Origin of the sequence: Serratia marcescens subsp. marcescens ATCC 13880 (assembly GCF_017299535.1) — a bacterium.
Classification (GTDB): Bacteria; Pseudomonadota; Gammaproteobacteria; order Enterobacterales; family Enterobacteriaceae; genus Serratia; species Serratia marcescens.
In genome coordinates, this window is sequence record NZ_CP071238.1 from 467,818 (window position 1) to 493,422 (window position 25,605).

Annotated in this window: 26 protein-coding genes; 6 read left to right on the plus strand and 20 right to left on the minus strand. The window is 60.9% G+C overall.

All coding sequences use genetic code 11. The features are described 5' to 3' along the window. From J0F90_RS02195 to speFL, 4 genes are all read right to left on the minus strand, one after another. Window positions 1–519, minus strand: coding sequence for a nuclear transport factor 2 family protein (locus J0F90_RS02195; protein WP_004933453.1), 519 nt, complete (start codon window positions 517–519; stop codon window positions 1–3). Window positions 520–1,021: 502 nt separating this feature from the next. Continuing rightward, a complete protein-coding gene (potE, locus tag J0F90_RS02200) occupies window positions 1,022–2,338 on the minus strand; it encodes a putrescine-ornithine antiporter (protein WP_025305085.1) in 1,317 nt (438 codons plus the stop codon). 62 nt (window positions 2,339–2,400) lie between these two features. Continuing rightward, the gene (gene speF, locus J0F90_RS02205; RefSeq protein ID WP_016929309.1) at window positions 2,401–4,563 is read right to left on the minus strand and encodes an ornithine decarboxylase SpeF; all 2,163 of its coding nucleotides are present in this window, start codon (window positions 4,561–4,563) and stop codon (window positions 2,401–2,403) included. Window positions 4,564–4,836: 273 nt separating this feature from the next. Then, entirely contained in the window at window positions 4,837–4,941 is a 105-nt protein-coding gene (gene speFL / locus J0F90_RS02210) for a leader peptide SpeFL (RefSeq protein ID WP_004933443.1), read from the minus strand. A 433-nt stretch (window positions 4,942–5,374) separates the two neighbouring features. Here speFL and J0F90_RS02215 point away from each other — a divergent pair, with 433 nt between their 5' ends. Both J0F90_RS02215 and J0F90_RS02220 read left to right on the plus strand, forming a co-directional pair. Then, entirely contained in the window at window positions 5,375–5,815 is a 441-nt protein-coding gene (locus J0F90_RS02215; RefSeq protein WP_015376428.1) for a YhbP family protein, read from the plus strand. Between the two features lie 30 nt (window positions 5,816–5,845). Then, the gene (locus J0F90_RS02220) at window positions 5,846–6,478 is read left to right on the plus strand and encodes an NAD(P)H-binding protein (protein WP_033638891.1); all 633 of its coding nucleotides are present in this window, start codon (window positions 5,846–5,848) and stop codon (window positions 6,476–6,478) included. Here J0F90_RS02220 and phnP read toward each other — a convergent pair. Genes phnP through phnF form a run of 11 tightly spaced genes read right to left on the minus strand, consistent with a single transcriptional unit; the run spans window position 6,435 to window position 14,739 of the window. After that, complete coding sequence (gene phnP / locus J0F90_RS02225; RefSeq protein ID WP_033638890.1) at window positions 6,435–7,217, minus strand: phosphonate metabolism protein PhnP; 783 nt, start codon at window positions 7,215–7,217, stop codon at window positions 6,435–6,437. The two genes, J0F90_RS02220 and phnP, sit on opposite strands and share 44 nt — an antisense overlap. A 13-nt stretch (window positions 7,218–7,230) precedes the next feature. Then, window positions 7,231–7,833, minus strand: a complete 603-nt coding sequence (locus J0F90_RS02230; protein ID WP_033638889.1) for a DapH/DapD/GlmU-related protein — start codon at window positions 7,831–7,833, stop codon at window positions 7,231–7,233. Further along, complete coding sequence (gene phnN / locus J0F90_RS02235; RefSeq protein ID WP_016929305.1) at window positions 7,830–8,399, minus strand: ribose 1,5-bisphosphokinase; 570 nt, start codon at window positions 8,397–8,399, stop codon at window positions 7,830–7,832. Before phnN ends, J0F90_RS02230 begins: the two co-directional genes overlap by 4 nt. Next, a complete protein-coding gene (phnM, locus tag J0F90_RS02240) occupies window positions 8,399–9,535 on the minus strand; it encodes an alpha-D-ribose 1-methylphosphonate 5-triphosphate diphosphatase (RefSeq protein ID WP_033638888.1) in 1,137 nt (378 codons plus the stop codon). The genes phnN and phnM overlap by 1 nt, the downstream gene beginning before the upstream one ends. After that, on the minus strand, window positions 9,535–10,239 hold the full coding sequence (phnL, locus tag J0F90_RS02245; RefSeq protein WP_019453319.1) for a phosphonate C-P lyase system protein PhnL: 705 nt from the start codon (window positions 10,237–10,239) through the stop codon (window positions 9,535–9,537). Before phnL ends, phnM begins: the two co-directional genes overlap by 1 nt. Window positions 10,240–10,255: 16 nt before the next feature. Next, complete coding sequence (gene phnK, locus J0F90_RS02250) at window positions 10,256–11,044, minus strand: phosphonate C-P lyase system protein PhnK (protein WP_015376435.1); 789 nt, start codon at window positions 11,042–11,044, stop codon at window positions 10,256–10,258. Beyond that, a complete protein-coding gene (locus J0F90_RS02255) occupies window positions 11,044–11,904 on the minus strand; it encodes an alpha-D-ribose 1-methylphosphonate 5-phosphate C-P-lyase PhnJ (RefSeq protein ID WP_033638886.1) in 861 nt (286 codons plus the stop codon). The genes phnK and J0F90_RS02255 overlap by 1 nt, the downstream gene beginning before the upstream one ends. Further along, complete coding sequence (locus J0F90_RS02260; protein ID WP_033638885.1) at window positions 11,897–12,982, minus strand: carbon-phosphorus lyase complex subunit; 1,086 nt, start codon at window positions 12,980–12,982, stop codon at window positions 11,897–11,899. Before J0F90_RS02260 ends, J0F90_RS02255 begins: the two co-directional genes overlap by 8 nt. After that, window positions 12,982–13,563 carry a phosphonate C-P lyase system protein PhnH gene (phnH, locus tag J0F90_RS02265; RefSeq protein ID WP_033638884.1) on the minus strand — a complete coding sequence of 194 codons (582 nt, stop codon included), beginning with the start codon at window positions 13,561–13,563 and terminating at the stop codon, window positions 12,982–12,984. Before phnH ends, J0F90_RS02260 begins: the two co-directional genes overlap by 1 nt. Before the next feature lie 3 nt (window positions 13,564–13,566). Continuing rightward, window positions 13,567–14,010, minus strand: a complete 444-nt coding sequence (gene phnG, locus J0F90_RS02270) for a phosphonate C-P lyase system protein PhnG (protein WP_019453314.1) — start codon at window positions 14,008–14,010, stop codon at window positions 13,567–13,569. Then, window positions 14,011–14,739, minus strand: coding sequence for a phosphonate metabolism transcriptional regulator PhnF (gene phnF / locus J0F90_RS02275; RefSeq protein WP_015376439.1), 729 nt, complete (start codon window positions 14,737–14,739; stop codon window positions 14,011–14,013). Between the two features lie 227 nt (window positions 14,740–14,966). Between phnF and J0F90_RS02280 the strand changes: the two genes are divergently transcribed. The 3 genes from J0F90_RS02280 to J0F90_RS02290 all read left to right on the plus strand — a co-directional run bounded on the left by J0F90_RS02280 (window position 14,967) and on the right by J0F90_RS02290 (window position 17,448). Beyond that, window positions 14,967–16,022 (plus strand): permease, encoded by a 1,056-nt coding sequence (locus J0F90_RS02280; RefSeq protein ID WP_033638882.1) that lies wholly within the window; start codon window positions 14,967–14,969, stop codon window positions 16,020–16,022. A gap of 41 nt (window positions 16,023–16,063) precedes the next feature. Next, window positions 16,064–16,255, plus strand: a complete 192-nt coding sequence (locus J0F90_RS02285) for a hypothetical protein (protein ID WP_033641321.1) — start codon at window positions 16,064–16,066, stop codon at window positions 16,253–16,255. A 185-nt stretch (window positions 16,256–16,440) separates the two neighbouring features. Further along, window positions 16,441–17,448: a PDDEXK family nuclease gene (locus J0F90_RS02290; RefSeq protein WP_033638881.1), complete on the plus strand. Its 1,008-nt coding sequence runs from the start codon at window positions 16,441–16,443 to the stop codon at window positions 17,446–17,448. A 173-nt stretch (window positions 17,449–17,621) separates the two neighbouring features. On the opposite strand, the gene nrdG is transcribed toward J0F90_RS02290, so the two are convergent. From nrdG to J0F90_RS02305, 3 genes are all read right to left on the minus strand, one after another. After that, window positions 17,622–18,086 (minus strand): anaerobic ribonucleoside-triphosphate reductase-activating protein, encoded by a 465-nt coding sequence (gene nrdG, locus J0F90_RS02295; protein WP_033638880.1) that lies wholly within the window; start codon window positions 18,084–18,086, stop codon window positions 17,622–17,624. 168 nt (window positions 18,087–18,254) lie between these two features. Further along, complete coding sequence (gene nrdD, locus J0F90_RS02300; RefSeq protein ID WP_033638879.1) at window positions 18,255–20,393, minus strand: anaerobic ribonucleoside-triphosphate reductase; 2,139 nt, start codon at window positions 20,391–20,393, stop codon at window positions 18,255–18,257. A 256-nt stretch (window positions 20,394–20,649) separates the two neighbouring features. Continuing rightward, window positions 20,650–21,564, minus strand: coding sequence for a LysR family transcriptional regulator (locus J0F90_RS02305; RefSeq protein WP_033638878.1), 915 nt, complete (start codon window positions 21,562–21,564; stop codon window positions 20,650–20,652). 105 nt (window positions 21,565–21,669) lie between these two features. On the opposite strand from J0F90_RS02305, the gene J0F90_RS02310 reads away from it, so the two are divergent. Then, window positions 21,670–22,194: an NAD(P)H-dependent oxidoreductase gene (locus tag J0F90_RS02310; protein WP_033638877.1), complete on the plus strand. Its 525-nt coding sequence runs from the start codon at window positions 21,670–21,672 to the stop codon at window positions 22,192–22,194. A 28-nt stretch (window positions 22,195–22,222) separates the two neighbouring features. Here the strand turns inward: J0F90_RS02310 and treC are convergent, their stop codons facing one another. Together treC and treB are read right to left on the minus strand one after the other, a co-directional pair. Further along, window positions 22,223–23,887 (minus strand): alpha,alpha-phosphotrehalase, encoded by a 1,665-nt coding sequence (gene treC / locus J0F90_RS02315; protein WP_033638876.1) that lies wholly within the window; start codon window positions 23,885–23,887, stop codon window positions 22,223–22,225. 269 nt (window positions 23,888–24,156) lie between these two features. Next, complete coding sequence (gene treB, locus J0F90_RS02320; protein ID WP_033638875.1) at window positions 24,157–25,572, minus strand: PTS trehalose transporter subunit IIBC; 1,416 nt, start codon at window positions 25,570–25,572, stop codon at window positions 24,157–24,159. Window positions 25,573–25,605: the final 33 nt, after the last annotated feature.

Consider the following 25,605-nt stretch of genomic DNA (forward strand, 5'->3'; position numbering starts at 1 on the left):
CTATTTTACACCCACGGTAAATTTGTTTTCTTCCCCTTTATGATGCTGAATTGTCCACTCGCCACTGACGCGGAATGAAGCCGCGGAAGCATAGGTGTCTTCCATAAACTGGAAATAAACGATTTTTCCGTCTTTGACCTGCGCTTTTATTGCGAAAGGAGAGGTGAACTGATGGCCTAACGCTACTGAGGTATAGGTGAATTGACCAAATACGGCCACGGTGCCTCCGTCGGCAAGAATGTCACCGATCGTGAAGTCGTTTATCTCCCAGTAAGTGCCGACATTTGAAAAGGTGTCGATGTAAACCTGTCGCCCTTGAGAAGTGCCCGCCCAGGGCTCGATCTGTTTGAGCTCTTTGTTTTCAAAGTTCAGGGAAGTATAAACCGCGTTTTCATCGATAAGACGCATGGCGGCATTGGTGACGTCTTCCTTTGCTGTGTTCATCAAGAATGCATAAACCACATCTTTTGGCAGTTGAGTCTCTTCTGCTTTCACAATGAGTTTTTCATTGTTTTTCATATAAACCTCGTCACGTGACTTCCGGGGTGAATAATTGGCCGTTTATTCCGATGATGAGCCGGTGATTGGTTGTAAATCAACGATGATCATAGCACCGCCGGAAAGCAGAGCAGATGATAGAAAGTGCTTAGGCGTTCGGGAAATAAAGTCCCTCTAAAACGGCATTAATCATCCTAACGCCATATTTAATAAGGTTTTTTATTCATGCTGAAGGCATTGGCGCACATCGGGTGACGAAGCGAGAACGCTGTTTTAAATGGATTTATATAAGCGGTATCAATGATGTTTTGATGCTTTTTATTTATGAATGGCGGTAGTGAACAGGGATTATGCGTGGTGGCTTGGATTTACTGATAATAAAGCCCGAGAGCAAGAAAGAGAGTGAATCATTCCAGTCACTAGAGCGGCGTAGGCGACAGAGAGCGTCGGCTGGCCAGGGTTGTGATGAGGTGATATTGCGCCCCATCACAATCCTATCCCCGGCCGCCGGAGCCTTACCGCTTTACCCCTTTTTTCCCGCCAGCTCGAAGCGCGGCGAAACGATGCCGTACAGCGTCCAGCCGAGGAAGGTGGCGATGGCGCCCCACATCATCGCTTCTTCACCGGAGCTGTAGAGCGCATAGAAGCTGTACAGCGCGCCGATGCCGGCGATGATATTGGCGATGCGCGCCTTGTTGTCCGGCACCTTCGCCACTTTCTGAATAATCACCAGCGCCGCCATCGACAGGATGTAAGGGATGATGTTGGTCACCACCGCCAGGTTCACCAGCACGTTGAACTGCTTGTTCAGCGACGGGCTGATGGTCATCAGCGACAAACCGCTCTGGATGACGACGATGGTCAGCATGCCTTTAACCGGCGCGTCGGCCTTGCTCAGCTTGGAGAAGATTTTCGGGAAGAAGCCGCTGTCGGCGGAGGATTTGAACACCTGAGCGATGGTGAACTGCCAGCCGAGCAGCGAGCCGACGCAGGACATGACCATCAACGCCATGATGATCTTGCCGACCGTCGGGTTGAACATGTGGGAGAACGCCAGCCCGAACGGGGCGGTGGAGTTGGCCAGATCCATGTTCGGCACGATGCCGGCGATCACGTTGGTCGAAATGATATAGATCACCGCCGCGCTGAGGGTGCCGCCCAGTACGGCGATCGGCACGTTGCGCTCCGGGTTTTCCACCACGTCAGTGTTGGCGCAGGCGGATTCCAGCCCCAGGAACGCCCACAGGGTCATTGAGATCGAGGCGCCGATGGCTTCGAAGGTCGGCACCTGATGCGGGTTCCAGGCGGCGACATAGGCGCTGCCGCTGAACCAGTACCAGCCGATGACCGAGATGCCCACCACCGGAATGATCACGCCCCAGACGGTGATGCCGCTGATTTTGCCGGTGATGCGCGCGCCGCCGAAGTTGGCGACGGTCGCCAGCCACAGCACGCCGATGGTGGCGATGCAGATCCCGAGCGGGCTGAGCGTGGTGTCGAACAGCTCGGTGCCGTAGCCGACGGCGGAAATGGCGATGGCGATGTTGGCGATCAACAGCGAAACGCCGTAGGTGTAGTTCGCCATGAAGTTGCCTGATTTACCGAAGGCGTATTCGGCGTAGCCGCCCATGCCGCCGGATTTACGGCTGAACATGCCGCATTTGGCGAAGGCGTAGGCCAGCGCCATCGAGCCGACGGCGGTCACCAGCCAGGAAACGATCGAAATCGTGCCTACTTCGGCCAGCTTGGTCGGCAGCATAATTATGCCGGAACCCATCATATTCACGGCGGTCAGGATCGTTAATTGCACGACCCCCATTTTATTATTGGACTTACTCATGATCATTTTCTCTTTTAGGATGCGATCCGGGCGGCGAGAATAATCGCCGCCCCGTAAGGTGATTAATTTTTCATGACGTAGCCGTAAGCGCGGTTCCAGCCGTCCTCATCCTGTTGGATATAAACGCCCTGCAATTCCGGCGCGAACCCCGGCAATAAATTGATGCCTTCTTCCAGTGCCAGGAAATAACGCTGCGCGGCGCCGCCCCAAATTTCACCGGGAACCACGCACAGCACGCCAGGCGGGTAAGGCAGGGCGCCTTCGGCGGCGATGCGGCCCTCGGCCTTGGCCAGCGACACCAATTCCACATTGCCGCGCACGAACTCGGTATTGGCGTCCTGCGGATTCATTACCACGCGCGGGAAATAACTTTTGCGGAACATCTCTTTTTGCAGTTCTTTAACGTCATAGCTGACGTAAAGATCGTGCATTTCCTGGCACAACTGGCGGATGGTGTAGTTTTTGTAGCGCTGCTGGTGGTTTTTATAGACCGCAGGCAGCACCTCGCTGAGCAGGGAGTTTTGCTCGATGTGCTTCTCGAAGCGGGCGATCAGGGCCACCAGGTGCTGCATCTTGGCGATGTCTTCCGCCGGCGTCAGCAGGAACAGGATCGAGTTGAGATCGCATTTTTCCGGCACGATGCCGTTTTCGCGCAGGTAGTTGGCCAGAATGGTCGCCGGGATGCCGAACTCGCTGTAGCTGCCGGTGGCGGTATCGATGCCCGGCGTGGTGAGCAGCAGCTTGCATGGATCGACGAAGTACTGCGACTCGGCATAGCCCTCAAAGGCGTGCCACTTCTCGCCGGGCACGAAGTTGAAGAAGCGCAGATCGTTGGCCATCGCTGCGGTGTCATAGGCCTGCCACGGCTTGCCGTCGATCTGATCCGGCACGAACGGTTTGATCATCGTGCAGGTATCCAGCAGCATTTTGCGCGCTTCGATGCCCACGCGCACGCACTCTTGCCACAGGCGCTGGCCGCTCTTGCCCTCGTGCATCTTGGCGTTGACGTCCAGCGCGGCGAACAGCGGATAGAACGGGCTGGTGGAGGCGTGCAGCATAAAGGCGTTGTTGAAGCGCTTGTGGTTGCAGTAGCGGCTCTGCCCCTTGATATGCTTGTCTTTTTTGTGGATCTGCGAGGTTTGCGAGAAGCCGGCCTGCTGCTTGTGCACCGACTGGGTGACGATGATGCCGGGATCGTTCTCGTTCAGCTCCAGCAGCAGCGGCGAGCAGTCTTTCATCATCGGAATGAACTGCTCATAGCCCACCCAGGCGGAGTCGAACAGGATGTAATCGCACAGGTGGCCAATCTTGTCGACCACCTGGCGGGCGTTGTAGATGGTGCCGTCGTAGGTGCCGAGCTGGATGATCGCCAGGCGGAACGGGCGGGCTTCGTTGGCGCGTTCCGGCGCCACTTCGCGGATCTGTTGGCGCAGGTAGCGTTCGTCGAAGCAGTGCGCGTCGATGCCGCCGATAAAGCCGAACGGGTTGCGCGCGGTTTCCAGATAAACCGGCGTGGCGCCGGCCTGGATCAACGCGCCGTGGTGGTTGGATTTATGGTTGTTGCGGTCGAACAGCACCAGATCGCCGCGCGTCAGCAGGGCATTGGTCGCCACCTTGTTCGAGGCCGAGGTGCCGTTGAGCACGAAGTAGGTCTTGTCGGCGTTGAACACCTTGGCGGCGTGCTGCTGTGCAGCGCAAGGCGCGCCTTCGTGGATCAACAGATCGCCCAGTTTGACGTCGGCGTTGCACATGTCGGAGCGGAAAAGCGTTTCGCCGTAGAAGTCGAAGAACTGGCGGCCCGCCGGATGTTTGCGGAAGAACTCGCCGCCCTGGTGGCCGGGGCAGGCGAAAGTGGCGTTGCCCATTTCTACGTATTGCGTCAGCGTGTTGAAGAACGGCGGCAGCAGTTCGCTCTCATATTTGGCGGCGGCGGCCTCCAGCTGTTTGCCGTAGAACTGGGTATTCTTGCCGCACAGTTCAAACACACCGTGCAGCGCCGGCAAGACGGCGTTATCCAGCTCTTCTTCGCAGCAGACGGCGACGAACAGCGGAATGTTCAGGCCGTGTTCTTCGATGCGCGCCACCATGCCTTGCGCGACGTCCTCCACCGACAGCACGATGGCGGCGACGTCATTGAAATCGCTGTGATGCACATCGACGATGTCGCGTTCAGTTTCAAAGCAGCCGAGGGTTTGGGTGTTGGCGGCAATTTTTAATTTTTTCATTTTTCTCATTCTTCAGGCAAAGGCAGTCCGCCGGCAAATAATTCCATTTGCCGCTAACGCCTTCACGAAAATAAAGGTGTGCGAGAACCCAGTGATGCCAAAAGGCATTAACCGTGTTCACTGTTTTATTTAGCTTGGGTGCGCTTGGCCGAAATTAAAAATGAATTGCGTGTCCTTCCCGGTTAGCGAGAACGAGATATTATCACCGGGGTGCGGAGAATAAATAAAACGCAATGACACTCTTATCAACGGCGTAAGAGCGAGGGGAGAGGGTTATCTGTAGTTGAAGAATGCGAAACTAAAGCAGCTGCGATGAGCCATCATCATAATATGGGTTGTGCGCCTGATGTGCGCCATTTTTCGGTTATTGTTTTCCATTTTCTAATCCACCTTGCTGAGTGAAAAGATGGCGCTATTTTAACGCAAGGTGGGCTAAAAATCGTGATTAAAGTCACATAAATGCCGGTTTTGATAAATAACTATTCATAAGTTATGCAGTGAATTGCATAAACCGTGTTCAGGGAGTCAACTGGGTATGTAAATAAATTGCTAATCGGTGCCGGACGTGTGCGCTAAATTTGCGTGTCGTCAGGATGAGAACAATAAAATCGCTCGATTAACCGGTTGCATAACGATCAAATAAATCCGTCTTGTATTTTTTATGTTATAAATCCGCTTCGGGATTAAGTTAATAAAAATGCATTTATTGTGTTTTTATATTCAATTTTGTTTTTTGATGATTATCGTTATTTGTGACTCGCTTCAACAACGCAGGGTAAGATGAAGTGAGTGAACAGGGAGGCGAGTAACCTTGAATACCCCAGAACAACGGCAGCAGATTGCGGATTTCATCGGCAAGCAACACGTCTTGACGCTGTGCGCCGGCGACGGCCTCGACATGTGGTGCGCCAACTGTTTTTACGTGTTCGACGCCGCGACGATGGCGCTGTGGCTGATGACCGAACCGCACACCCGCCACGGTGGGCTGATGCTGAACAACGGCCGGGTGGTCGGCACCATCGCGCCGAAGCCGAAAAGCATCGCGCTGATCCGCGGCGTGCAATACCGCGCCGAGGCGGTGCTGCTGAGCGGCGAAGAGGCCGAGGCGGCGCGCGCGCGTTACTGCAAGCGCTTCCCGATCGCCAGGGCGATGAAGGCCTCGGTATGGCGGCTGGATCTGCACGAGGTGAAGATGACCGACAACACCCTTGGTTTCGGCAAGAAGCTGCACTGGGCGCGGTCTATACTTTAAGTCGACGTATTGATTACAACGGGAGATCGCATGGCGCGAGCACTGTTAGTCGGCGCAACCGGGCTGGTGGGGCGCGAATTGTTGCAGCTGTTGCAAAGCGATCCGCAGATTACGGCCATTGTGGCGCCGACGCGCACGCCGCTGCCGCCGCACGGCAAGCTGACCAATCCGGTCGGCGATGCGCTGTTCGAACTGCTGAGCGGCCTGCAGCAGCCGGTCGATCTGGTGTTCTGCTGCCTGGGCACCACCCGCCGGGCGGCGGGCAGCGCCGATGCCTTCCGCTACGTCGATTACCAACTGGTGGTGGAGAGCGCGCTGACCGGCCGCCGGTTGGGGGCGCAGCACTGTCTGGTGGTGAGCGCGTTGGGCGCCAACGCGGATTCCACTTTCCTGTATAACCGCACCAAAGGCGAGATGGAGCAGGCGCTGCGCGAACAGCGCTGGCCGCGCCTGACGCTGGTGCGGCCTTCCATGCTGGTGGGGGATCGCCCGGCGCCGCGCCTGACGGAGCGCCTCACGCTGCCGCTGTTCAGGCTGTTGCCCGGCAAATGGCGGGCGGTCGCCGCCAAAGATGTGGCGCAAACGCTGCTGCAGCAGGCGTTCACGCCGGGCGAAGGGGTCAGGGTGCTGGAATCGGATCGGCTGCATTGTTACCGAGACTGACGCTGAGGTGATCGAACGCCAGCTCCAGGCCGGCGGGCAGTTCATTGTCCAGCAGCCACCGATCGAGATGATGGCTGATGTGCGTCAGCAGCGTGCGTTTGGGCTGCAGTAACCGCTGCGTCTCCTGCGCGCGGGTCAGGTCGTTGTGGTTGCGCGGCGCCTGCGGCTGAGGCGGCAGGCTGCAGTCGAGCACCAGCAGATCCAGCGCCACCTTCTGCAGATAGTCGGCGGTGGCCGGCGGCAGGCCGACGGTGTCGGTCAGGTAGGCCAGTGAAGCGCCCGCCGCCTGGATCAGGTAGCCGTGGGTCAGTTTGGAGTGTTGCAGCGGCAGCGGGGTGATGCGCATGCCGCCCAGCTCGACGGTGGCGAAGGGGGCCAACGGCGGCTGAAACGCCAGAATGCCGGGGTGTTTGAACAGGTCGTCGCAGCCCTGTTCATCCGGCGGACCATACACCGGAATGGAATTTCCGCACCCCCAACGCAAAGGAAATAACCCCTGAACGTGATCCATGTGGTAATGTGTCAGTAAAAAACGTTGAATTTGCCCCGCCGAAAATCGCCGCTCCAAAGCCGGCAATCCCGCATCCAATAAGGTCGTTTCCCCCTGATAGTTAAGCATGGCGCTGCACGCTCGCCGCCGAAATGCCGGCTCGCGCCGCGCCCGTTGGCAGATCGGGCAGTCGCAGCCGAACACCGGCACCTGCTGCGCGCCGCCGGTGCCGAGAAAGGTCAGTTGCATCGTTCCCCCTCCGTTAAAGGTACTTCTGCGCAAAGCGGTTGGTGTCGCGAAAATCCGCCAGCCGCGCCTGCAGCGTGGCGTGATCCCAGTGCCACCACTGGCTGCGTTCGATACGCTCGATCAGCGCATCGTCAAAGCGCATGCCGATCTTTTTGGCCGCCACGCCGGCAACGATGCTGTAAGGCTCCACGTCCTTGGTAACCACCGCCGCGCTGCCGATCACCGCGCCGTTGCCGACGCTGACGCCCGGCATCAGGATGGCGTTATGGCCGATCCACACGTCGTGGCCGACGGTGACGTGGTGCTCGCGCCGCCAGTCGAAGAACGCCGCGTCGTCTTCCCCCAGGCCGTATTCGGAAGCGCGGTAGGTGAAGTGATGCTGCGCGATACGCTGGTAGGTCGGGTGGTTGCCGGGATTGATGCGCGCATAGGAGGCGATGGAGACGAACTTGCCGATAGTGGCGTAAAAGATCTGGTTGTGCCCGGCGGTGTAGGAGTAGTCCCCCATCTCCACCTCTTCCAGGATCGCATCGTCGGCCAGGTGCACATATTGGCCAAGCCGGGTGTGGTTAAGGGTCACGTTGTCGCCGATTTTCGGCTGGGCAAAGTCGTTCATGGCGTCGCATCCTGAGCTTGTCGGGTGGCGGTAGGCAGCAGCGCCAGCAGCGCCGCCAGGGTATCGTCGAGTGGGCCGTCGTTGTGCAGCACCCGGCAGCCGGCGGGCAGACTCTGCTGATATTCCGCCGCCCGCGCCAGCCGCTGCTCGATCTGTTCGGCGCTTTCCCGCCCCCGATCCTGCAGGCGCCGGCGCAGGATCGCGGCGTTGACCTGCAGGCATACCGGCAGCAGCTGCGCACCGTAGCGCTGCTGCGCCTGCGGCAGGTGGGCGCGCGAACCGTTGACCGCCACATCGATCCCCTGCAGCAGCCAAAGATCCACCTCGATCCCGAACGCGTAGCGCTGCTGGTGGGCCTGCCAGTCGAGCGCGAACAGCCCCTTGGCGCGGCGGCGCAGAAATTCGGGTTCGCTCAGCGCGATGTGATTCTCGCAGCCGGCGTCCGCCGGCCGGGTGATGTAACGGTGCGCCACCAGCGGCGCGCGGTCGGCGTCGGCCCGCAGCGCGGCCAGCAGGCTGTCCTTGCCTGCGCCGGAAGGCCCCATCAGATAGATGAGCCGCGCCATCAGAACACCTGCCTGCCCTGACGCCACACGTTCTGCACGTAAACGTGCTCGCCGTGCGGCCGCGCCAGCACCAGATCCGCCCGCAATCCTTCGGCGATGGCGCCGCGATCCTGCAGATCCAGCGCCCGCGCCGGGTTGCGGGTGATCATGCGCACCGCCTGGGGCAGATCGTAGGCGTTGCGCTCGTCCGCCGCGAGGCGAAACGCTGCGTCCAGCAGGCTGGCCGGGTAATAATCGGAAGAGAGAATATCCAGCACCCCCAGCGCCGCCAGGTGGTGCGCCGCCACGTTGCCGGAATGGGAGCCGCCGCGCACGATGTTCGGCGCGCCCATCAGCACCTGCAGGCCCTGCTGGTGCGAAGCGCGGGCGGCCGCCTCGGTGGTGGGGAACTCGGCGATGGCGCTGCCCAGCGCGCAGGATTCGGCCACGTGCGCGGCGGTGGCGTCGTCATGGCTGGCCAGCGAGATGCGGCGCGCGCGGCAGTGGGCGGCGATCGCCTCGCGGTTCGGCGCGGCCCAGCGGGCGGACAGGGCGACCTGCTGCGCCTCGTACTCGCTCATCTGCTGATCGTTGAGGTGGTATTTGCCCTGATAATATTCGCGGTACTTTTCGCGCGAGGCGAACTGGCGCTGGCCCGGCGAGTGGTCCATCAGCGACACCAGCGACACGCCCGGCTTGTCCATCAGCTGTTCGAACAGCGGCAGCGTGCTCTCGTGCGGCAGCTCGCAGCGCAGGTGCAGCCGGTGCTCGGCGCGGTTCACCCCGGCGCGCTGGCTGTGGATCACCGCGTCGATCATCTTCTGCAGGTTTTCCAGCCGGTGGCCGCCGTCGCGCACGTCGCCGATCGCCACCGCGTCCAGCACCGTGGTGATGCCGTTGGCCACCATCAGCGCGTCGTGGCTGCTCATCGCTGAATGGGCCGGCCAGTCGACGTTCGGGCGCGGGGTAAAGAACTTATCCAGGTTGTCGGTATGCAGCTCGATCAGCCCCGGCAGCAGCCAGCCGCCGTCGCCGTCCAGCGCCTGCGGCAGCCGGCTCGGGCCGTCGGCGAAGCTGCGGATCACGCCGTCCTGCATCTCCAGCGAGCCTTGCACCACCTGGTCATCCAGCACCAGCTTAACGTTATTGACGATCATCAGAGGGCCTCCAGCGCCTGCGGCGCCTGCATGTCATAAAGCCGGTCGGCGACCTGTCGGCGGACGCCTTCATCATGGAAAATGCCGACGATCGCCGCGCCGCGCGCCTTGGCGCGTTCGATAAGCTGCACCACCGCCGCGCTGTTGCGGCTGTCGAGCGAAGCGGTCGGTTCGTCCAGCAACAGGATCGGGTAATCGACGATAAAGCCGCGCGCGATGTTCACCCGCTGCTGCTCGCCGCCGGAGAAGGTGGACGGCGCCAGCGGCCACAGGCGCTGCGGCACGTTGAGCGCAGCGAGCAGCGCTTCGGCGCGTTCGCGGCACTCGGCGCGCTCGACGCCCTGTTCCAGCAGCGGCTGCATCACCACCTCCAGCGCGCTGATGCGCGGGATCACCCGCAGGAACTGGCTGACCCAGCCCAGCGTATGGCGGCGCACCGCCAGAATTTGGCGCGCGTCGGCGCTGACCATGTCCAGCCAGTCGCCCTGGTGGTTGATCCAGATATGGCCGCTGTCCGGCAGGTAGTTGGCGTACAGCGAGCGCAGCAGGGTGGATTTGCCGCTGCCGGAGTGGCCGTGCAGCACCACGCATTCGCCGCCGTGGACCGTCAGGTTGGCGTCGTGCAGCACCGGCAGCCGGGTGCCGTACTGCTGATGCAGCACAAAGGTTTTACTGAGATGTTCAACTCGGATTTGCATAGTCATCTGTTATCGCCTTGGGTTACGACAGCACCGAAGAAACCAGCAGCTGGGTGTAAGGATGGTGCGGATCGTCGAGCACCCGATCGGTCAGGCCGCTCTCCACCACTTCGCCCTGTTTCATCACCAGCAGGCGGTGGGCCAGCAGCCGCGCCACGCCGAGATCGTGAGTGACGATCACCGCCGCCAGCTGCATCTCCACCACCAGATTGCGCAGCAGATCGAGCAGGCGCGCCTGCACCGACACGTCCAGCCCGCCGGTCGGCTCATCCATAAACACCAGCCTGGGGTGGGTGACCAGATTGCGGGCGATCTGCAGCCGTTGCTGCATGCCGCCGGAGAAGGTGGTCGGCAGATCGTCGAGGCGCGACAGCGGGATTTCGACGTCTTCCAGCCACTGACCGGCCTGGCGGCGAATGTCGCCATAGTGGCGCTGGCCGATGGCCATCAGCCGCTCGCCGATGTTGCCGCCGGCGGAGACCTGCGGCCGCAGCCCGTCGAGCGGGTGCTGGTGCACCACGCCCCAGTCGGTGCGCAGCAGGCGGCGGCGATCGCTCTCCGCCATGGCGTACAGATCGTGTTCCTGGTCCGCCTGCGGGCGGTAAAGGATCTGCCCGCGTTGCGGCGCCAGCCGCGCCGAGATCGACTTCAGCAGCGTGGTTTTGCCGGAGCCGGATTCGCCGACGATGCCCAGCACTTCACCGGGGTAGATGTCGAACGACACGTCGCTGAAGCCCTTGCCGGGGGCGTACAGGTGGGTGAGCCGGTTCACCGACAGCAGCGGGGTGGTGCTCAAAGGGGTGGAAGTCATCAGTGCTGCGCCTCTTGCGAAGATTGCGCCAGCTGCTGCCGGCAGTAGTCGGTGTCCGAACAGACGAACATGCGGTTGCCCCGATCGTCGAGCACCACCTCGTCCAGGTAGCTGTGGCGCGAGCCGCACAGCGCGCAGGGTTCGTCCCACTGCTGCACGCTGAACGGATGGTCGTCGAAGTCCAGGCTCTCCACCTTGGTGAACGGCGGCAGGGCGTAGATGCGTTTCTCGCGCCCGGCGCCGAACAGCTGCAGCGCCGGCATCATGTGCATTTTCGGGTTGTCGAATTTCGGGATCGGCGACGGATCCATCACGTAGCGATCGTTGACCTTCACCGGGTAGGCATAGGTGGTGGCGATATGGCCGTAGCGCGCGATGTCTTCATACAGCTTCACCTGCATCACGCCGTACTCCTCCAGCGCGTGCATCTTGCGGGTCTCGGTTTCGCGCGGTTCGATAAAGCGCAGCGGCTCCGGGATCGGCACCTGATAGATCAGGATCTGGTCTTCGCGCAGCGCGGTTTCCGGAATGCGGTGACGGGTCTGGATCAGCGAGGCCTCCGGCGTGCGTTCGGTGGTGGCCACCCCGGCGACGCGCTGGAAGAAGCGGCGGATCGACACCGCGTTGGTGGTGTCGTCGGCCCCCTGGTCGATCACCTTCAGCACGTCGGTGCGGCCGATGACGCTGGCGGTGAGCTGAATGCCGCCGGTGCCCCAGCCGTAGGGCATCGGCATCTCGCGGCCGCCGAACGGCACCTGATAGCCGGGGATCGCCACCGCCTTCAGGATCGCGCGGCGGATCATGCGCTTGGTCTGCTCGTCCAGATAACCGAGGTTATAGCCGGTCAATACTTCACTCATCGCGGGCCTCCTGACGCTCGCTGTATTCCTGCCGCAGCCGCTTGAGCAGTTCCAGTTCGGCCTGGAAGTCGACGTAGTGCGGCAGCTTGAGGTGGGAGACGAAGCCGGCGGCCTCGACGTTATCGGCGTGGGCCAGCACGAACTCTTCGTCCTGCGCAGGGCCGGCGACGCCTTCGCCGTAGTCCGGGCTCTGCAATGCGCGATCCACCAACGCCATCGCCATCGCCTTGCGTTCGGCGCGGCCGAACACTAGCCCGTAACCGCGGGTGAAGTGCGGCGGATGGTCCTTTGGATCGACGAAGCCGTTGACCATTTCGCACTCGGTCAGCAGGATTTCGCCGATATCGATGGCGAAACCGAGCTCTTCAGGCACGATCTCCACCGAAACGTGACCGGTGCGGATCTCGCCGGCGAACGGGTGGTTGCGGCCGTAGCCGCGCTGGGTGGCGTAGCCGAGCGCCAGCAGAAAACCTTCGTCGCCGCGCACCAGCTGCTGCAGGCGCCCCGAGCGCGAGCAGGGGTAAACCGGCGGGTTGCGGGTGATGTCGTCCGGCGCGCTGCCGTCGTCCTGTTCCTCCCGCGCCAGCTGTTGGCGGCACAGCAGATCGAACACGTGGCCGCAGTTGTCCGGCAGCGGTTCGTCGGCCTGCGGCGCGCGCGGCGCCTCGCCTTCCGCCAGCAGCGCGAAATCCAGCAGCCGGTGGGTGTAGTCATAGGTCGGCCCCAGCACCTGCCCGCCGGGCAAGTCCTTGTAAACCGCCGAGATGCGCCGCTCCAGCCGCATGTTTTCGCTGGCCAGCGGCTCGCTGACCACCAGGCGCGGCAGGGTGGTGCGATAGGCGCGCAGCAGGAAGATCGCCTCCACCAGATCGCCGCTGGCCTGTTTGATGGCCAGCGCCGCCAGCTCGCGATCGTAGATGCCGCCTTCGGTCATCACCCGATCCACCGCCAGCCCCAGCTGCTGTTCGATTTGTTCCGCGCCGATCGCCGGCAGCGCCTCGTCGCCGCGCCGCAGCTGTTCCTGCAGCTGATGGGCGGCCTCAATGGCTTTTTCGCCCCCTTTTACCGCTACGTACATCAGCACACCTCCACGCGGGTGGTCCGCGGGATCGCCAGCAGGCGATCGCCGCAGGTCAGCAAGATATCCAGCCCGAGCGGGAAGCGCTGCGGGCGGTTGACGAGATAATCCAGCAGCGCCGGCGGCAGGCGCGGCGCAATCAGGCGATGATTCTCGATGCCGGGGCCGGTCAGGCGCAGCGCGGCGCCGTTCTCCAGCTCAGCAAGCTGCACCACCACCGTGGCGCCGCATTCCGGCGAGATTTCCGTGCCGTGCGGTAAGGCCTGCAGATCGGCGGCCTGCAGCTGCTCATCGAACAGGGCAAAACAGACCTCCTGCGCCGTGGCGGCCAGCGGCGCGCCGCTGTGAAAACGAATGTTGGTTAGCACTTGCTCACTTTTGAGCGCAGCGCACAGCTGCAGCGGCGTTTCCTGATCGGCCAGCGTCAGCAGCGCGGCGGTGCTGGCGGCGTTCAGCGGCGCCCAGGCCGGGCCGGACGGCAGCGTCACCCGATGGCCCGGTTCGCTCAAGGCTTTAAGAATCAAACGAAAAGCGTGCTGCGATTGGTCTATCGGTTGTTCAAAACCGGTCAATAAACTCATGGCTTAATCCCCTCGCACCAGCGTAAAGAAGTCCACCCGGCTGGCGGCGATCGCCCGGGCGCGCAGCTGGCGCTGCTCGTGCTGCAGCGCGGCCAGCGGCGCGATCAGCTGTTGTTGCAGGCGTTCGCCGTGTTCCGGCTGTTGCAGCAGCGCATCGGCCAGCGCGCACAGCTCGGCGTGCGCCTTGTCGCGCCCGGCGATATAGCTGTAGCCGTAGCCGCCGTTGTCCAGCTGCACCACCGCGCGGGTGACCGTCATGTCCCCCAATACGAAGCGGCGGCCGGTGGCGCCCATGCGCCCCTGCAGCTGGGCCAGGCCGATCTCCGGCGCGCGGATGCTGCGGTAACCCGGGCTGAGGTTCAGCGCCTGCCAGTGGCTGCGCAGCTGCTCGGGCCGGCTGTGCGCCAGCACCGACATCCAGCGTTGTCTCGACTCTAAGGCTTGCATTCAGTGCTCCATCGTCAGTTCAATCATGTCGGCGCGGGCCAGGCTGACGGAGTATTCCGCCACGTCTTCGCCGCCGCTGCGGACGTTAAGGGTGCGCACGCACAGCAGCGGCGCGTGGGTGGCGATCTCCAGCAGCCGGCTCTCTTTGGCCTGCGCGCGGCGCGCGCTGATGCGCGTCTGGCGGCGGGTCAGCGGCTGCTGCAGGTGCTGTTCGATAAACTGGTGCAGCGAACCGCTGTGGAACTGCTGCAGCGCCGGCCACCAGTCCAGATCGGGCAGATAATGGTCGATCACGCTCATCGGCACGCCGTTGACGCGGCGCAGGGTGCGCAGGTGGATCACCATTTCGCCTTCTTCACGCGAGAGTGCGCTGGCGACATGCCCATTGCACGGGCGCAAGACAGCGAGTAAGCGCTCACTGGTGGGATGGCTGCCCTGTTCGAACAGGTTCTGGCTGAAGCGGGTATTGGCGTGCAGCGGGTAGTCGTAAGGCCGCATCAACACCAGAATGCCGACGCCGTGGCGGCGCTGCAGCCAGCCGCGTTCTACCAGCTGATCCACCGCGCGGCGCAGGGTGTGGCGATTGACCTGATAACGCTCGGCCAGCTGCTGTTCCGAAGGCAGGTAGTCGCCGCAGCGGTACTGCGTGCGCAGCTCCTGTTCCAGCTGCGCGGCGATCTGCTGATAGCGGGTGGGGTAAGTGGTCGGATGTCTAGATAACTCCATCATAATAAAAACCTCGTCATGCCGATGGCGGTGCGATGAAGGCGGAAGCGGTGCGTTTCATCGTGCGTCTACCCTGTGGTTTTCACGTTGGCATCATGGTGACGGGCGCAGATGACAATCGCGTTACGCGTCGGTGGCGAACAGATGAACTATTTAGGACAGCCCGGGCGTGCACGGGCGGCGGCGGCGCGCTATGCTGGCGCCTTTGTTGACTGACTCTGGCCGCTACCATGCCGCAATCTCTGAATGCCCCTGAACCCGCCCCACGCGCCTGGCCGCTGTGGAAACCGATCCTGTTTCTGCTGGTGGTGGCCGTCGGCCTCTACTACGTCAAATGGCAGCCTTACTACGGCAAGGCCTTCGTGGCGGCGGACAGCCACTCGATCGGCAAATCGATCTTGGCCGACGGCGCTGCGAGCCCCTGGCTGGCGGCCTGGCAGTACGCGCTGGTCTACTTCACCGCGGTGTGGAAGGCGGCGCTGCTCGGGGTGCTGTTAGGCTCGCTGGTGCAGGTGCTGATCCCGCGCGACTGGCTGGCGCGCACGCTCGGCCACCGGCGTTTTTCCGGCACCGTGCTGGGGGCGCTGATCGCGCTGCCGGGCATGATGTGCACCTGCTGCGCCGCACCGGTTGCCGCCGGCATGCGCCGCCAGTCGGTGTCCAGCGGCGCTGCGCTGGCCTTTTGGCTCGCTAACCCGGTACTGAACCCGGCGACGCTGGTGTTTATGGGATTTGTGCTCGGCTGGCCGTTTGCCGCTATCCGCCTGGTGGCGGGCGTGGTGATGGTGCTGGGCATCGCCTGGCTGGTACAGCGCGTGACCGCCAACGATCCGCAGCCCGCCGCGCCGCAGCCTTTGGTGCTGACGGCGCAGAGCGAGGAACGGCCGTTCCTTGCCCGCTGGGGCAAAGCGCTGTGGGCGCTGTTTTGGTCGACCATCCCGATCTATGTGCTGGCGGTGCTGGCGCTGGGCGCGGCGCGGGTCTGGCTGTTCCCACACGCTGACGGCACCGTCGACAATAGCCTGCTGTGGATCATCGCGCTGGCGATCGTCGGCTGCCTGTTCGTTATCCCCACCGCGGCGGAGATCCCGATCGTGCAGACCATGATGCTGGCGGGCATGGGCGCCGGCCCGGCGCTGGCGCTGCTGATGACCCTGCCGGCGGTCAGCCTGCCTTCGCTGCTGATGCTCAACAAGGCCTTCTCCGCCCGGGCGCTGTGCCTGACGGCGGCGCTGGTGGCGCTGTGCGGCGCGGTGACCGGCGTGGTGGGGATGGGGTTGGTGTAACGGATTCGTGACTTGACGCTATCTCAATGGAGGAGATGGAAATGGAACAGCGGAATAAACCTGAAATGGACGTAGAGGCGATGTTCGTGGAGCAAGCGCTGCGTGAAAGGGTGGATGCCGCCCTTGAACGCTTAAGAAACGGCACCGCGGTTTATATAAGCCATTCGGAGGCAGAAAAACGAATGGCTTTATTCAGAGCGAAAATCCGGGGGCGTTATCGGCGAGAGTTTTGAGGGGGATTCGTTCAGGGTTGGGCTGGCAGCGTCTACAGATAGAACTGCCAGGCGGCTTTTAGCAGGGAGAATACGTGAATTTTTCATTGGCGCACAAGTCACACTAGAGGTATCTTCTTAATAAGAAGATGTGATAATTGACGGTTTATTTAGTGATATTCAGTTAGGTTTAAAAAGGAGTTTTTGTGGCATTATATAACATTTCCAACAAAATATTGACACCTTTAGAGAGAACCTCATTTTCTATTGAGGGATTGCAAGAACGTTATGATTTGCAAGCGGCAATTAAAAATAACATCACCATATTGGCACCCGATTGTCTTGTCATAGCCGAAGAATTTTCTGATTGGGAAGATAGTCGGAGAAGGATTGACATATTAGCTATTGATAAACAGGCAAACCTTGTAGTAATAGAATTAAAACGTGATGAGTTTGGTGCTCATATGGAACTCCAAGCATTAAGATATGCGGCGATGATATCTACTATGAGTTTTTCTAAAGCATGTGAGTATTATCAGGACTACCTTTCTAAAAATAATATTGATATTGATGCTAAAGAAAAAATACTAGACTTTGTTGAGCTTCAAGATACGGAGCTTGTCGACTTTGGTAAAGATATAAGAGTTATATTAGCATCGGCTGGATTTAGTAAGGAACTTACTACTACGGCGATTTGGTTAAGAGATAAAGGTGTTGATATTAGCTGCGTGAAAATTACACCTTATAATTTTAAAGGTGAGGTTCTAATTAATGCTGAACAGATAATACCGGTCCCCGAGCTGAACGAATACCAAGTTAGATTTAGAGAGAAGCGTATAGAGCAGATTGCCAACTCTAAAAAATCAGAAAAGGATTACTCAAGTTATAGATACAAAGGACTTGTCCTAAATAAAAGGAATCTTGCTTTGGAGATCTTTACTGATTGGATAGAGAAGAATAATCCTGCTAACTTCGAGGAACTGAGGGAAAAATTATTTGGAGTCATAAAAAATCGTACGATAGCTTTAGCTGAATGTATTAGTGATGAGAGAAAGAATAGATACCATATGAATGACGATGATCTTATTGAGCTCGAGTCAGGTGAAATAATAGTCATATCCAATCAATGGGGTATAGGTAACATTGAACGAGTTTTGGATTTTTTCCGCAAAGATGGCTTTGTTGTCGAAAAAGTTGAGGTTGAACAGAAATAATAACTCTTTTATTTTTGTATAAAGCTCTGGGAGCTGTTCTACCTACATTATTAACGTACCACAGTGTTAATAACGTCTGCTTTTGGCACAGATCCGCCTGTCAGATTGGCTCTGTGCCCAAGCTGCGCGAAGTCAAGCTAGAGCTAACACATGTTGAAATATGCACTATCAGCTCATCGCAACCTATGCACCACTTGGTTGCTGCTGCCGCGCCAGATCAGCGCCGGGTCTTTCAAATCCTGCACGAACTTGCCGTCGATCAGCACGTTGATCCTGTCCACTACCTGCATTTGCTGTGCGTCCAGTTCCGCCAGCCGGTAGCCGGTCCACAGCCAGATATCCTTGCCGGGGCATTCGGCGCGCACCCGTTTCACCAACTGCAAGATGCTCGGCACGTTGGCCGGATGCAACGGATCGCCGCCGGAGAGCGACAACCCCTGGCGCGGCACGCGCGCATCGTTCAGATCGGCGATGATGCGGTCTTCCAACTCCGGGGTAAACGGCTGGCCGGAGTTGAGCCGCCAGGTGCTTTTGTTGTAGCAGCCGGGGCACTGGTGCACGCAGCCGGCGGCAAACAGCGTGCAGCGGGTGCCGGGGCCGTTGACGACGTCAATCGGGTAGTACTGGTGATAATTCATGTGAGGCCTGCCCATCAGGCTATTTTACTGGCCATTTTGCCTCCGGGTAGTGCTCCCAATCCTCACGTACTGCGTGTACGGTGCGGTTGGTGCGCGCTGGCCGAAGGCAAACCGGCTGCGACAATCACGCCTGATGAACAGGCTTCTGCCTAGGTTGCACGGCGCTTTTCAGCCGAGCTGCCCGTTGCCGAGGTGTTTCACCCGGCGTTTCACCTCTGCCTGCTTGCCCGCGTTGAACGGCCGGGCATCGGGGCTGCCGAGATAGCCGCACACCCGGCGGGTGACCGAGACCTTGGCCGAGTCGTGGTTGCCGCATTTCGGGCAGGTGAAGCCTTTGCTGGTGCAGGAGAATTCACCGGTGAAGCCGCATTCGTAGCACTCGTCGATCGGCGTGTTGGTGCCGTAGTAAGGCACCCGGGTGTAGCTGTAGTCCCAGACGTCTTCCAGCGCCTTCAGGTTGTGCTGCAGGTTCGGGTACTCGCCATAGCAGATGAAGCCGCCGCTGGCCAACGGCGGGTAGGGCGCTTCGAAGTCCAGCTTGTCGTACGGATTGACCTTCTTCTCCACGTCAAGGTGGAAGCTGTTGGTGTAATAGCCCTTATCGGTGACGCCCGGCACCACGCCGAAATCGGCGGTGTCCAGCCGGCAGAAGCGATCGCACAGGTTTTCGCTCGGCGTGCTGTAGAGGCTGAAGCCGTAGCCGGTCTCGTCTTTCCAGGCGTCGACGGCGGCGCGCAGCCGCGCGACGATCGCCACCGCTTTGGCGCGCAGCGCCTCGTCGTCATACACGTGGTTTTCGCCGCCGAACAGCGCGTTGATGGTCTCGTGCAGGCCGATATAGCCCAGCGAAATTGAAGCGCGGCCGTTCTTGAAGATATCGGCGATATTGTCGTCGGCCTTGAGCCGCACGCCGCAGGCGCCTTCCATGTACAAGATTGGCGCCACCCGCGCCTTGATGCCTTCCAGCCGGGCGATGCGCGTCATCAGGGCCTTTTTCGCCAGCTGTAGGCGCTGATCCAGCAGCGCCCAGAAGCGCGACTCGTCGCCCATCGCCTCCAGCGCGATGCGCGGCAGGTTGAGGCTGATGACGCCGATGTTGTTGCGGCCGTCGTGCACCAGCTCGCCGTCCTGCTCGTAGGTGCCGAGGAAGCTGCGGCAGCCCATCGGCGTTTTGAACGAGCCGGTGACCTTCACCACCTGATCGTAGTTGAGGATGTCCGGGTACATGCGCTTGCTGGCGCACTCCAGCGCCAGTTGCTTGATGTCGTAGTTCGGATCGCCGTACTGGTGGTTGAGGCCGTCGCGGATGGCGAACACCAGTTTGGGGAATACGGCGGTCTTGCGGTTTTTGCCCAGCCCGGCGATGCGGTTTTTCAGGATCGAGCGCTGGATCAGGCGCGATTCCCAGCTGGTGCCGAGGCCGAAGCCGAAGGTGACGAACGGCGTCTGGCCGTTGGCGGTGTGCAGGGTGTTGACCTCGTATTCCAGCGACTGGAAGGCGTCGTAACACTCTTTCTCGGTGCGCGCCATGGCATAGCCTTTGGCGTCCGGGATCTGCCATTCTTCCGCCACCTGCAGGTGTTTGCGGAAGCTCTCGTCGACGAATGGCGCCAGGATTTCATCGATGCGGTTGATGGTGGTGCCGCCATAGATATGGCTGGCGACCTGAGCGATGATCTGCGCGGTCACGGCGGTGGCGGTGGAGATCGACTTCGGCGGCTCAATCTCGGCGTTGCCCATCTTGAAGCCGTTGGTCAGCATGCCTTTCAGATCGATCAGCATGCAGTTGAACATCGGGAAGAACGGCGAGTAGTCGAGATCGTGGTAGTGAATTTCGCCGCGTTCATGGGCCAGCACCACGTCGCGCGGCAGGATGTGCTGTTTGGCGTAGTGTTTGGCGACGATGCCCGCCAGCAGGTCGCGCTGGGTGGGGATCACCTTGCTGTCTTTATTGGCGTTCTCGTTCAGCAGCGCGCGGTTGCTCTGCTCGACCAGGCCGCGAATTTCCTGGTTCAGGCGGCCGCGCAGCTCGCGCGCCACGTCGCGATCGTGGCGGTATTCGATATAGGCGCGCGCCAGCTGTTTGTATTCGCCGGCCATCAGCTGGTTTTCCACCGCCTGCTGGATCTCGTGGATATCGACGCGCGGCTGCTGCTCCATGCGCTGAGCGACCACGCGGGCGACGGTGGCGCAGTAGTCGGCGTCGACCACGCCCACCGCCAGCGCGGCGCGCTCGATGGCCTGCGCAATGCGCGCTTCGTCAAAAGGTACCTGGCAACCGTCCCGCTTAATCACTACTGGTTTCACGTTGTACTCCTTGTTCCCCGAGGGAGCGTTGATACCCGCCTGACGCGGCGAGCAACCGTCAAATTTCGCTTATCCACAGGGCAAAGCCGCAGCGCGCAAGGGCTGTGGCGGCGTGTGGATGATTTTGTGGATGATTTTGTGGATAACTACTATATATAGGTGTTCGCAATTCTTAATGCACTATATATAGATATTGGCGCGATTCTTTTGATGTAGAACAAGGAAAACGGAAGAGCGTGTGCAAGCTGAACAGACGTCAATCGCCCACCGGCCGATCGCGAAAATGTTCCAGCAGAAAATCGACCCAGACGCGCACCCGCGGCGGCAGATCCGCCGAGGCGTAATAGAGCCACAGCTGCACCGGGCGCGGCCAGCATTCCGCCAGCACCGGCCGCAGCGTGCCCTGTTCGAAGTGTTTCTCGACGTACCAGTGCGCCAGGTTGACGATGCCCAGCCCGGCCAGCGCTGCATCCAGCAACATCTCCGGGCGGCTGACCACCAGGCGGCCGTTCAGATCCAGCGCCAGCGTTTCGCCTTTATGGCGCAACTGCCATTTGACGTGGCGGCCGTTGCCCGGGTTACGGTGCAGCAGGCAGTCGTGCCGCAGCAGATCGTGCGGCGTTTGCGGTTCACCGCGCCGCGCCAGATAGTCGGGCGACGCCGCCAGCACCATATGCATCGGGTAGAGTGGGCGGGCCACGAGCCGGCTGTCGGGATCGACCCGGCTGCCGATGCCGACGTCGAAACCTTCGCCCACCAGATTCACCACCCGGGCGTCCAGCGACAGATCGAGATCGATCTGCGGGTAGCGCGCCAGAAATTGCGGGATCAACGGCATCAGCATTTGGCGGCCGAAGCCGGGGATCATCGTGACGCGCACCACCCCGGCCGGCGCCTGGCGTTCACCGCCGGCGCTTTCCAGCGTCGCCGCCAACGCCTGCCACAGCGGCGCCACCTGCGCCAGCAGCGCTTTGCCCTCGTCAGTCAGCAGTACGTTGTGGGTGTTGCGCTGAAACAGCCGCAGCGCCAGCTTCTCTTCCAGCGCGCGGATGTTTTTGCTGACCGCCGCCGGCGTCACGCCCAGCTGGCGAGCGGCGGCGGAGAAATTTTGCGCCTGTGCGGCGGCGAGGAAGGCCGGCAGCAGGCGGTGCACGTCAAAGGGCAGCGACATAGTGGTTGATACTTTCGGTTGAAATTGAAGTGACCTTTAACAGCCTACACCCGCAGCGGCGGAAATGGAAAAATGCCCTCATCTTCTTATGACCGAGGAATCGTTATGTCACGCATTTTAGTGTTAACCGCCCACCGCACCCCCGACGAGTCACGCATCAACAAAGCGCTGATCGCGGCGCTGCGTCCGTTGCCCAACGTGACCGTTCACGAACTGATCCGCGCGTACCCGGATTACCGCATCGACGTGGCGCGCGAGCAGGAACTGCTGCAGAGCCATGATGCGGTAGTGATGTTGTTCCCGTTTTATTGGTACAGCTCGCCGGCGATCCTCAGCGAATGGCAGGATGCGGTATTAACCTACGGTTTCGCCTACGGCAGCGAAGGCACCCAGCTGCATGGCAAGCCGCTGCAGTTGGTGGTGAGCACCGGCGGCAACGCGCAGGCCTATACGGCGGAAGGGTATAACCGTTATCCGGTGCAGGATCTGCTGCTGCCGTTCCACGCAATGGCCAACCTGACCGGCATGGATTATCTGCCGCCGCATCTGGTGCAGGGCGTGAGCGACATGAGCGATGAGCAGTTGGCGCAAGAGGCTGCCGGGGTGGCGGCGCTGCTGGGGAAATGGTAGGGCGCAGCGCTCGCCGCGCCCTGCGGGGTTAGTCTTCGAGTAGCCACCACACCGCTTCGAACGGCCGCAGCGTCAGCGCCTGTGGCTGATCCGCTGAGTCGCTGTAGTTGCTCATCAGCGGGCGCCACTGCGCGGAGGCTTCCACGCCTTCCGCCGCCCAGGCCTGCGGCTCGCGGCTCAGGTTGGCCGCGACCAGCAGGCGCTGGCCGTTCCAGCTGCGCTGATAGCACCACAGCGCCGGGTGTTCCGGTGCCAGATCCTGATAGTCGCCGTGGGTCAGCAGCGGATACTGCTTGCGCAGGGTGATCAGCTGGCGGTAGGCGTAAAACACCGAGTCGAGATCGGCCAGCGCCGCCTCGGCGTTGATCTGCGGGTAGTTCTCGGCGCAGCCGATCCACGGCGTGCCGGTGGTGAAACCGGCGTGCGGCGCGGCGCTCCACTGCATCGGCGTGCGGCCGTTGTCGCGCGATTTGTCGGCCAGGATTGCCAGCAGTTCGGCATCGCTGCGGCCCTGAGCGCGCAGTTCAGCGTACATGTTCAGGCTTTCCACATCGCGATACTGTTCAATGGCGCGGAAGCCGGGGTTGGTCATGCCGAGTTCTTCACCCTGGTAGATATAAGGCGTGCCCTGCATGCCGTGCAGCACCATCGCCAGCATTTTGGCGGCCGGCGCCCGCAGTGCGCCTTCATCGCCGAAGCGCGACACGATGCGCGGCTGATCGTGGTTACACCAGAACAGCGCGTTCCAGGCGCGGTTATGCATCCCTTGCTGCCAGTGGCGGAAGATCTGCTTCAGTTCCACGTAATCCGGCACCGCCCGCGTCCATTTTTCGCCGCCGGCGTAGTCCACCTTCAGGTGGTGGAAGTTGAAGGTCATCGACAGCTCTTCGCCGCTCTGCGCCGCGTACTGCTGGCAATGCTCGAGCGTGGTGGAAGACATCTCGCCCACCGTCATCAGGCCGCGCGGCTGAAACACCTCGCGGCTCATCTCCTGCAGGAACTCGTGGATGCGCGGGCCGTCGGTATAGAAGCGGCGGCCGTCGCCCTGGCTGTCGGACGGGAAGTCCTGCTGTTTGGACACCAGGTTGATCACGTCGAGGCGCAGACCGTCGACGCCTTTGTCCGCCCAGAACTGACACACTTTCTTCAGCTCTTCGCGCACCGGCGGGTATTCCCAGTTGAGATCAGCCTGCTCGGCGGCGAACAGGTGCAGGTAGTACTGGCCGCTGTCGGCGTGCCACTGCCAGGCGTTGCCGCCGAACTTGGAGCGCCAGTTGTTCGGCGGCGTATCGCCTTCGCCGTCGCGCCAGACGTAGAACTGACGATACGGGCTGTGGCGATCCTGCGCGGCCTTGAACCACGGATGCTCGGTCGAGGTGTGGTTGAACACCATGTCCATCACAATGCGGATGCCGCGCTGGTGGGCGGCGGCGACCAGTTGCTCGAAGTCCGCCATCGTGCCGTAAGCCGGATCGATGGCACAGTAGTCCGCCACGTCATAGCCGTTGTCCACCTGCGGCGATACGTAGACCGGCGTCAGCCAGATGGCGTCGACGCCCAGCTCCTGCAGATAGTCCAGCCGCCGGGTCACGCCGGCCAAATCGCCGTAGCCGTTGCCGGTGCTGTCCTGAAAACTCTTCGGATAAATTTGGTAGATGACGCCGTTCTGCCACCAGGGGGTTGGGTTGCTCATAGCTGTATACCTTTGAATCGTGACAACGGGCCCGTACCCTTCATCTTTCAAATTGCAGCGTTGTTGGCTGCTGGCGCTGCACCCCAGTCACTTACTTGAGTAAGCTCCTGGGGATTACGAGCCTCGTCCGGAGGCTCGCCCTTTGGGCCAGCGTAGGCGCTGTTCAAATCGGTTCCCGACCGATTTGTTGCACCCTTGCCGCCTAGCTGCAGCTCGAAAGCTATAGGGTATTTCCAGCCTCTACATTCATGTTGCGTATTTTGCGTCAATTAAACCGGCAGCTCGCCGCGGGCGGCCTTGCGTTTGTAGACCATGATGGTCAGCACTAGCGGGATGACGATCGCCACCAGAATCGCCAGCGAGTAAATCAGCCAGAACTGCGGTTTGATAGACAGGATGCCCGGCAGGCCGCCGACGCCGATGCCGTTGGCCATCACGCCGTCCAGGCCGCAGATAAGGCCCGCGATCGCGGAGCCGATCATCGCGCACAGCATCGGGAAGCGGTATTTGAGGTTGATGCCGTACATCGCCGGTTCGGTCACGCCGAGGTAGGCGGAGATCGCCGCCGGCACCGAGATTTCACGCTCGTTGGCCTTGCGGCTGATGATGATGATGCCGAGCACCGCCGAGGCCTGCGCGATGTTGGACAGCGCAATCAGCGGCCATACCGGGGTGCCGCCCATGCTCTGGATCATCTGCATGTCGATGGCCAGCGTGGTCTGGTGCACGCCGGTGATCACCAGCGGCGCATACAGGAAGCCGAACAGCGCGGCGCCCACCGGCGCGAAGCTGCCGGTCATCACCGCTTTTACCGCCCAGGCGACGCCGTCGCCGATCATGCGGCCGAACGGCCCGATCAGCGCGTGCGCCAGGAACACCGCCAGCAGCAGCGAAACCACCGGCACCACCACCAGATAGAGATAGTCGGGGACGATCTTTTTCAGCCGGGTTTCGATCCAGCCCAGCGCCATGCCCGCCAGGATCGACGGGATCACCTGCGCCTGATAGCCCACTTTCTGGATCACGAACCAGCCGAAGTTCCACACTTCCGGCGTTTGCTGGCCGAGCAGGTAGGAGTTCATCAGCTGCGGCGACACCAGGGTGACGCCCAGCACGATGCCGAGCACCGGCGTGCCGCCCATCTTTTTCACCGTCGACCAGCAGATGGCCACCGGCAGGAACATGAAGATCGCTTCACCGAGCAGCCACAGGAAGTCGTAAACGGTTTTCCACGCCGGGTGCATCTGCGCCAGCGTTTGGCCGCCGGACATCGGGATGTCGCCGATCACGTTGCGGAAGCCGAGGATCAGACCGCCGCTGATCAGCGCCGGCAGCAGCGGGAAGAAGATTTCGGCGAAGTGGGAGATGGTGCGCTCAGACCAGGTCATGTTCTGGCGCGCGGCCACCTTGGCCTGTTCCTTGTCGGCCTCGTTGACGCCGGTGCTGGCGATCAGGGCCTGATAGTAGTCGCCGACGTCGGTGCCGATCACCACCTGGAACTGCCCGGCGTTGGTGAAGCACCCTTTGACCATCGGCAGCGCTTCGATCTCTTTCGGTTTCGCCTTATTGGGATCGTTGAGGACGAAACGCAGCCGGGTAATGCAATGGCTGACGGTGGCGATGTTCTCGCGGCCGCCGACCAAAACAATCAGGCGATCAATATCCTGCTGTTTTACTTTGCTCATTATGGGATACCTGCAGAGGTGTTGACTGAGTAA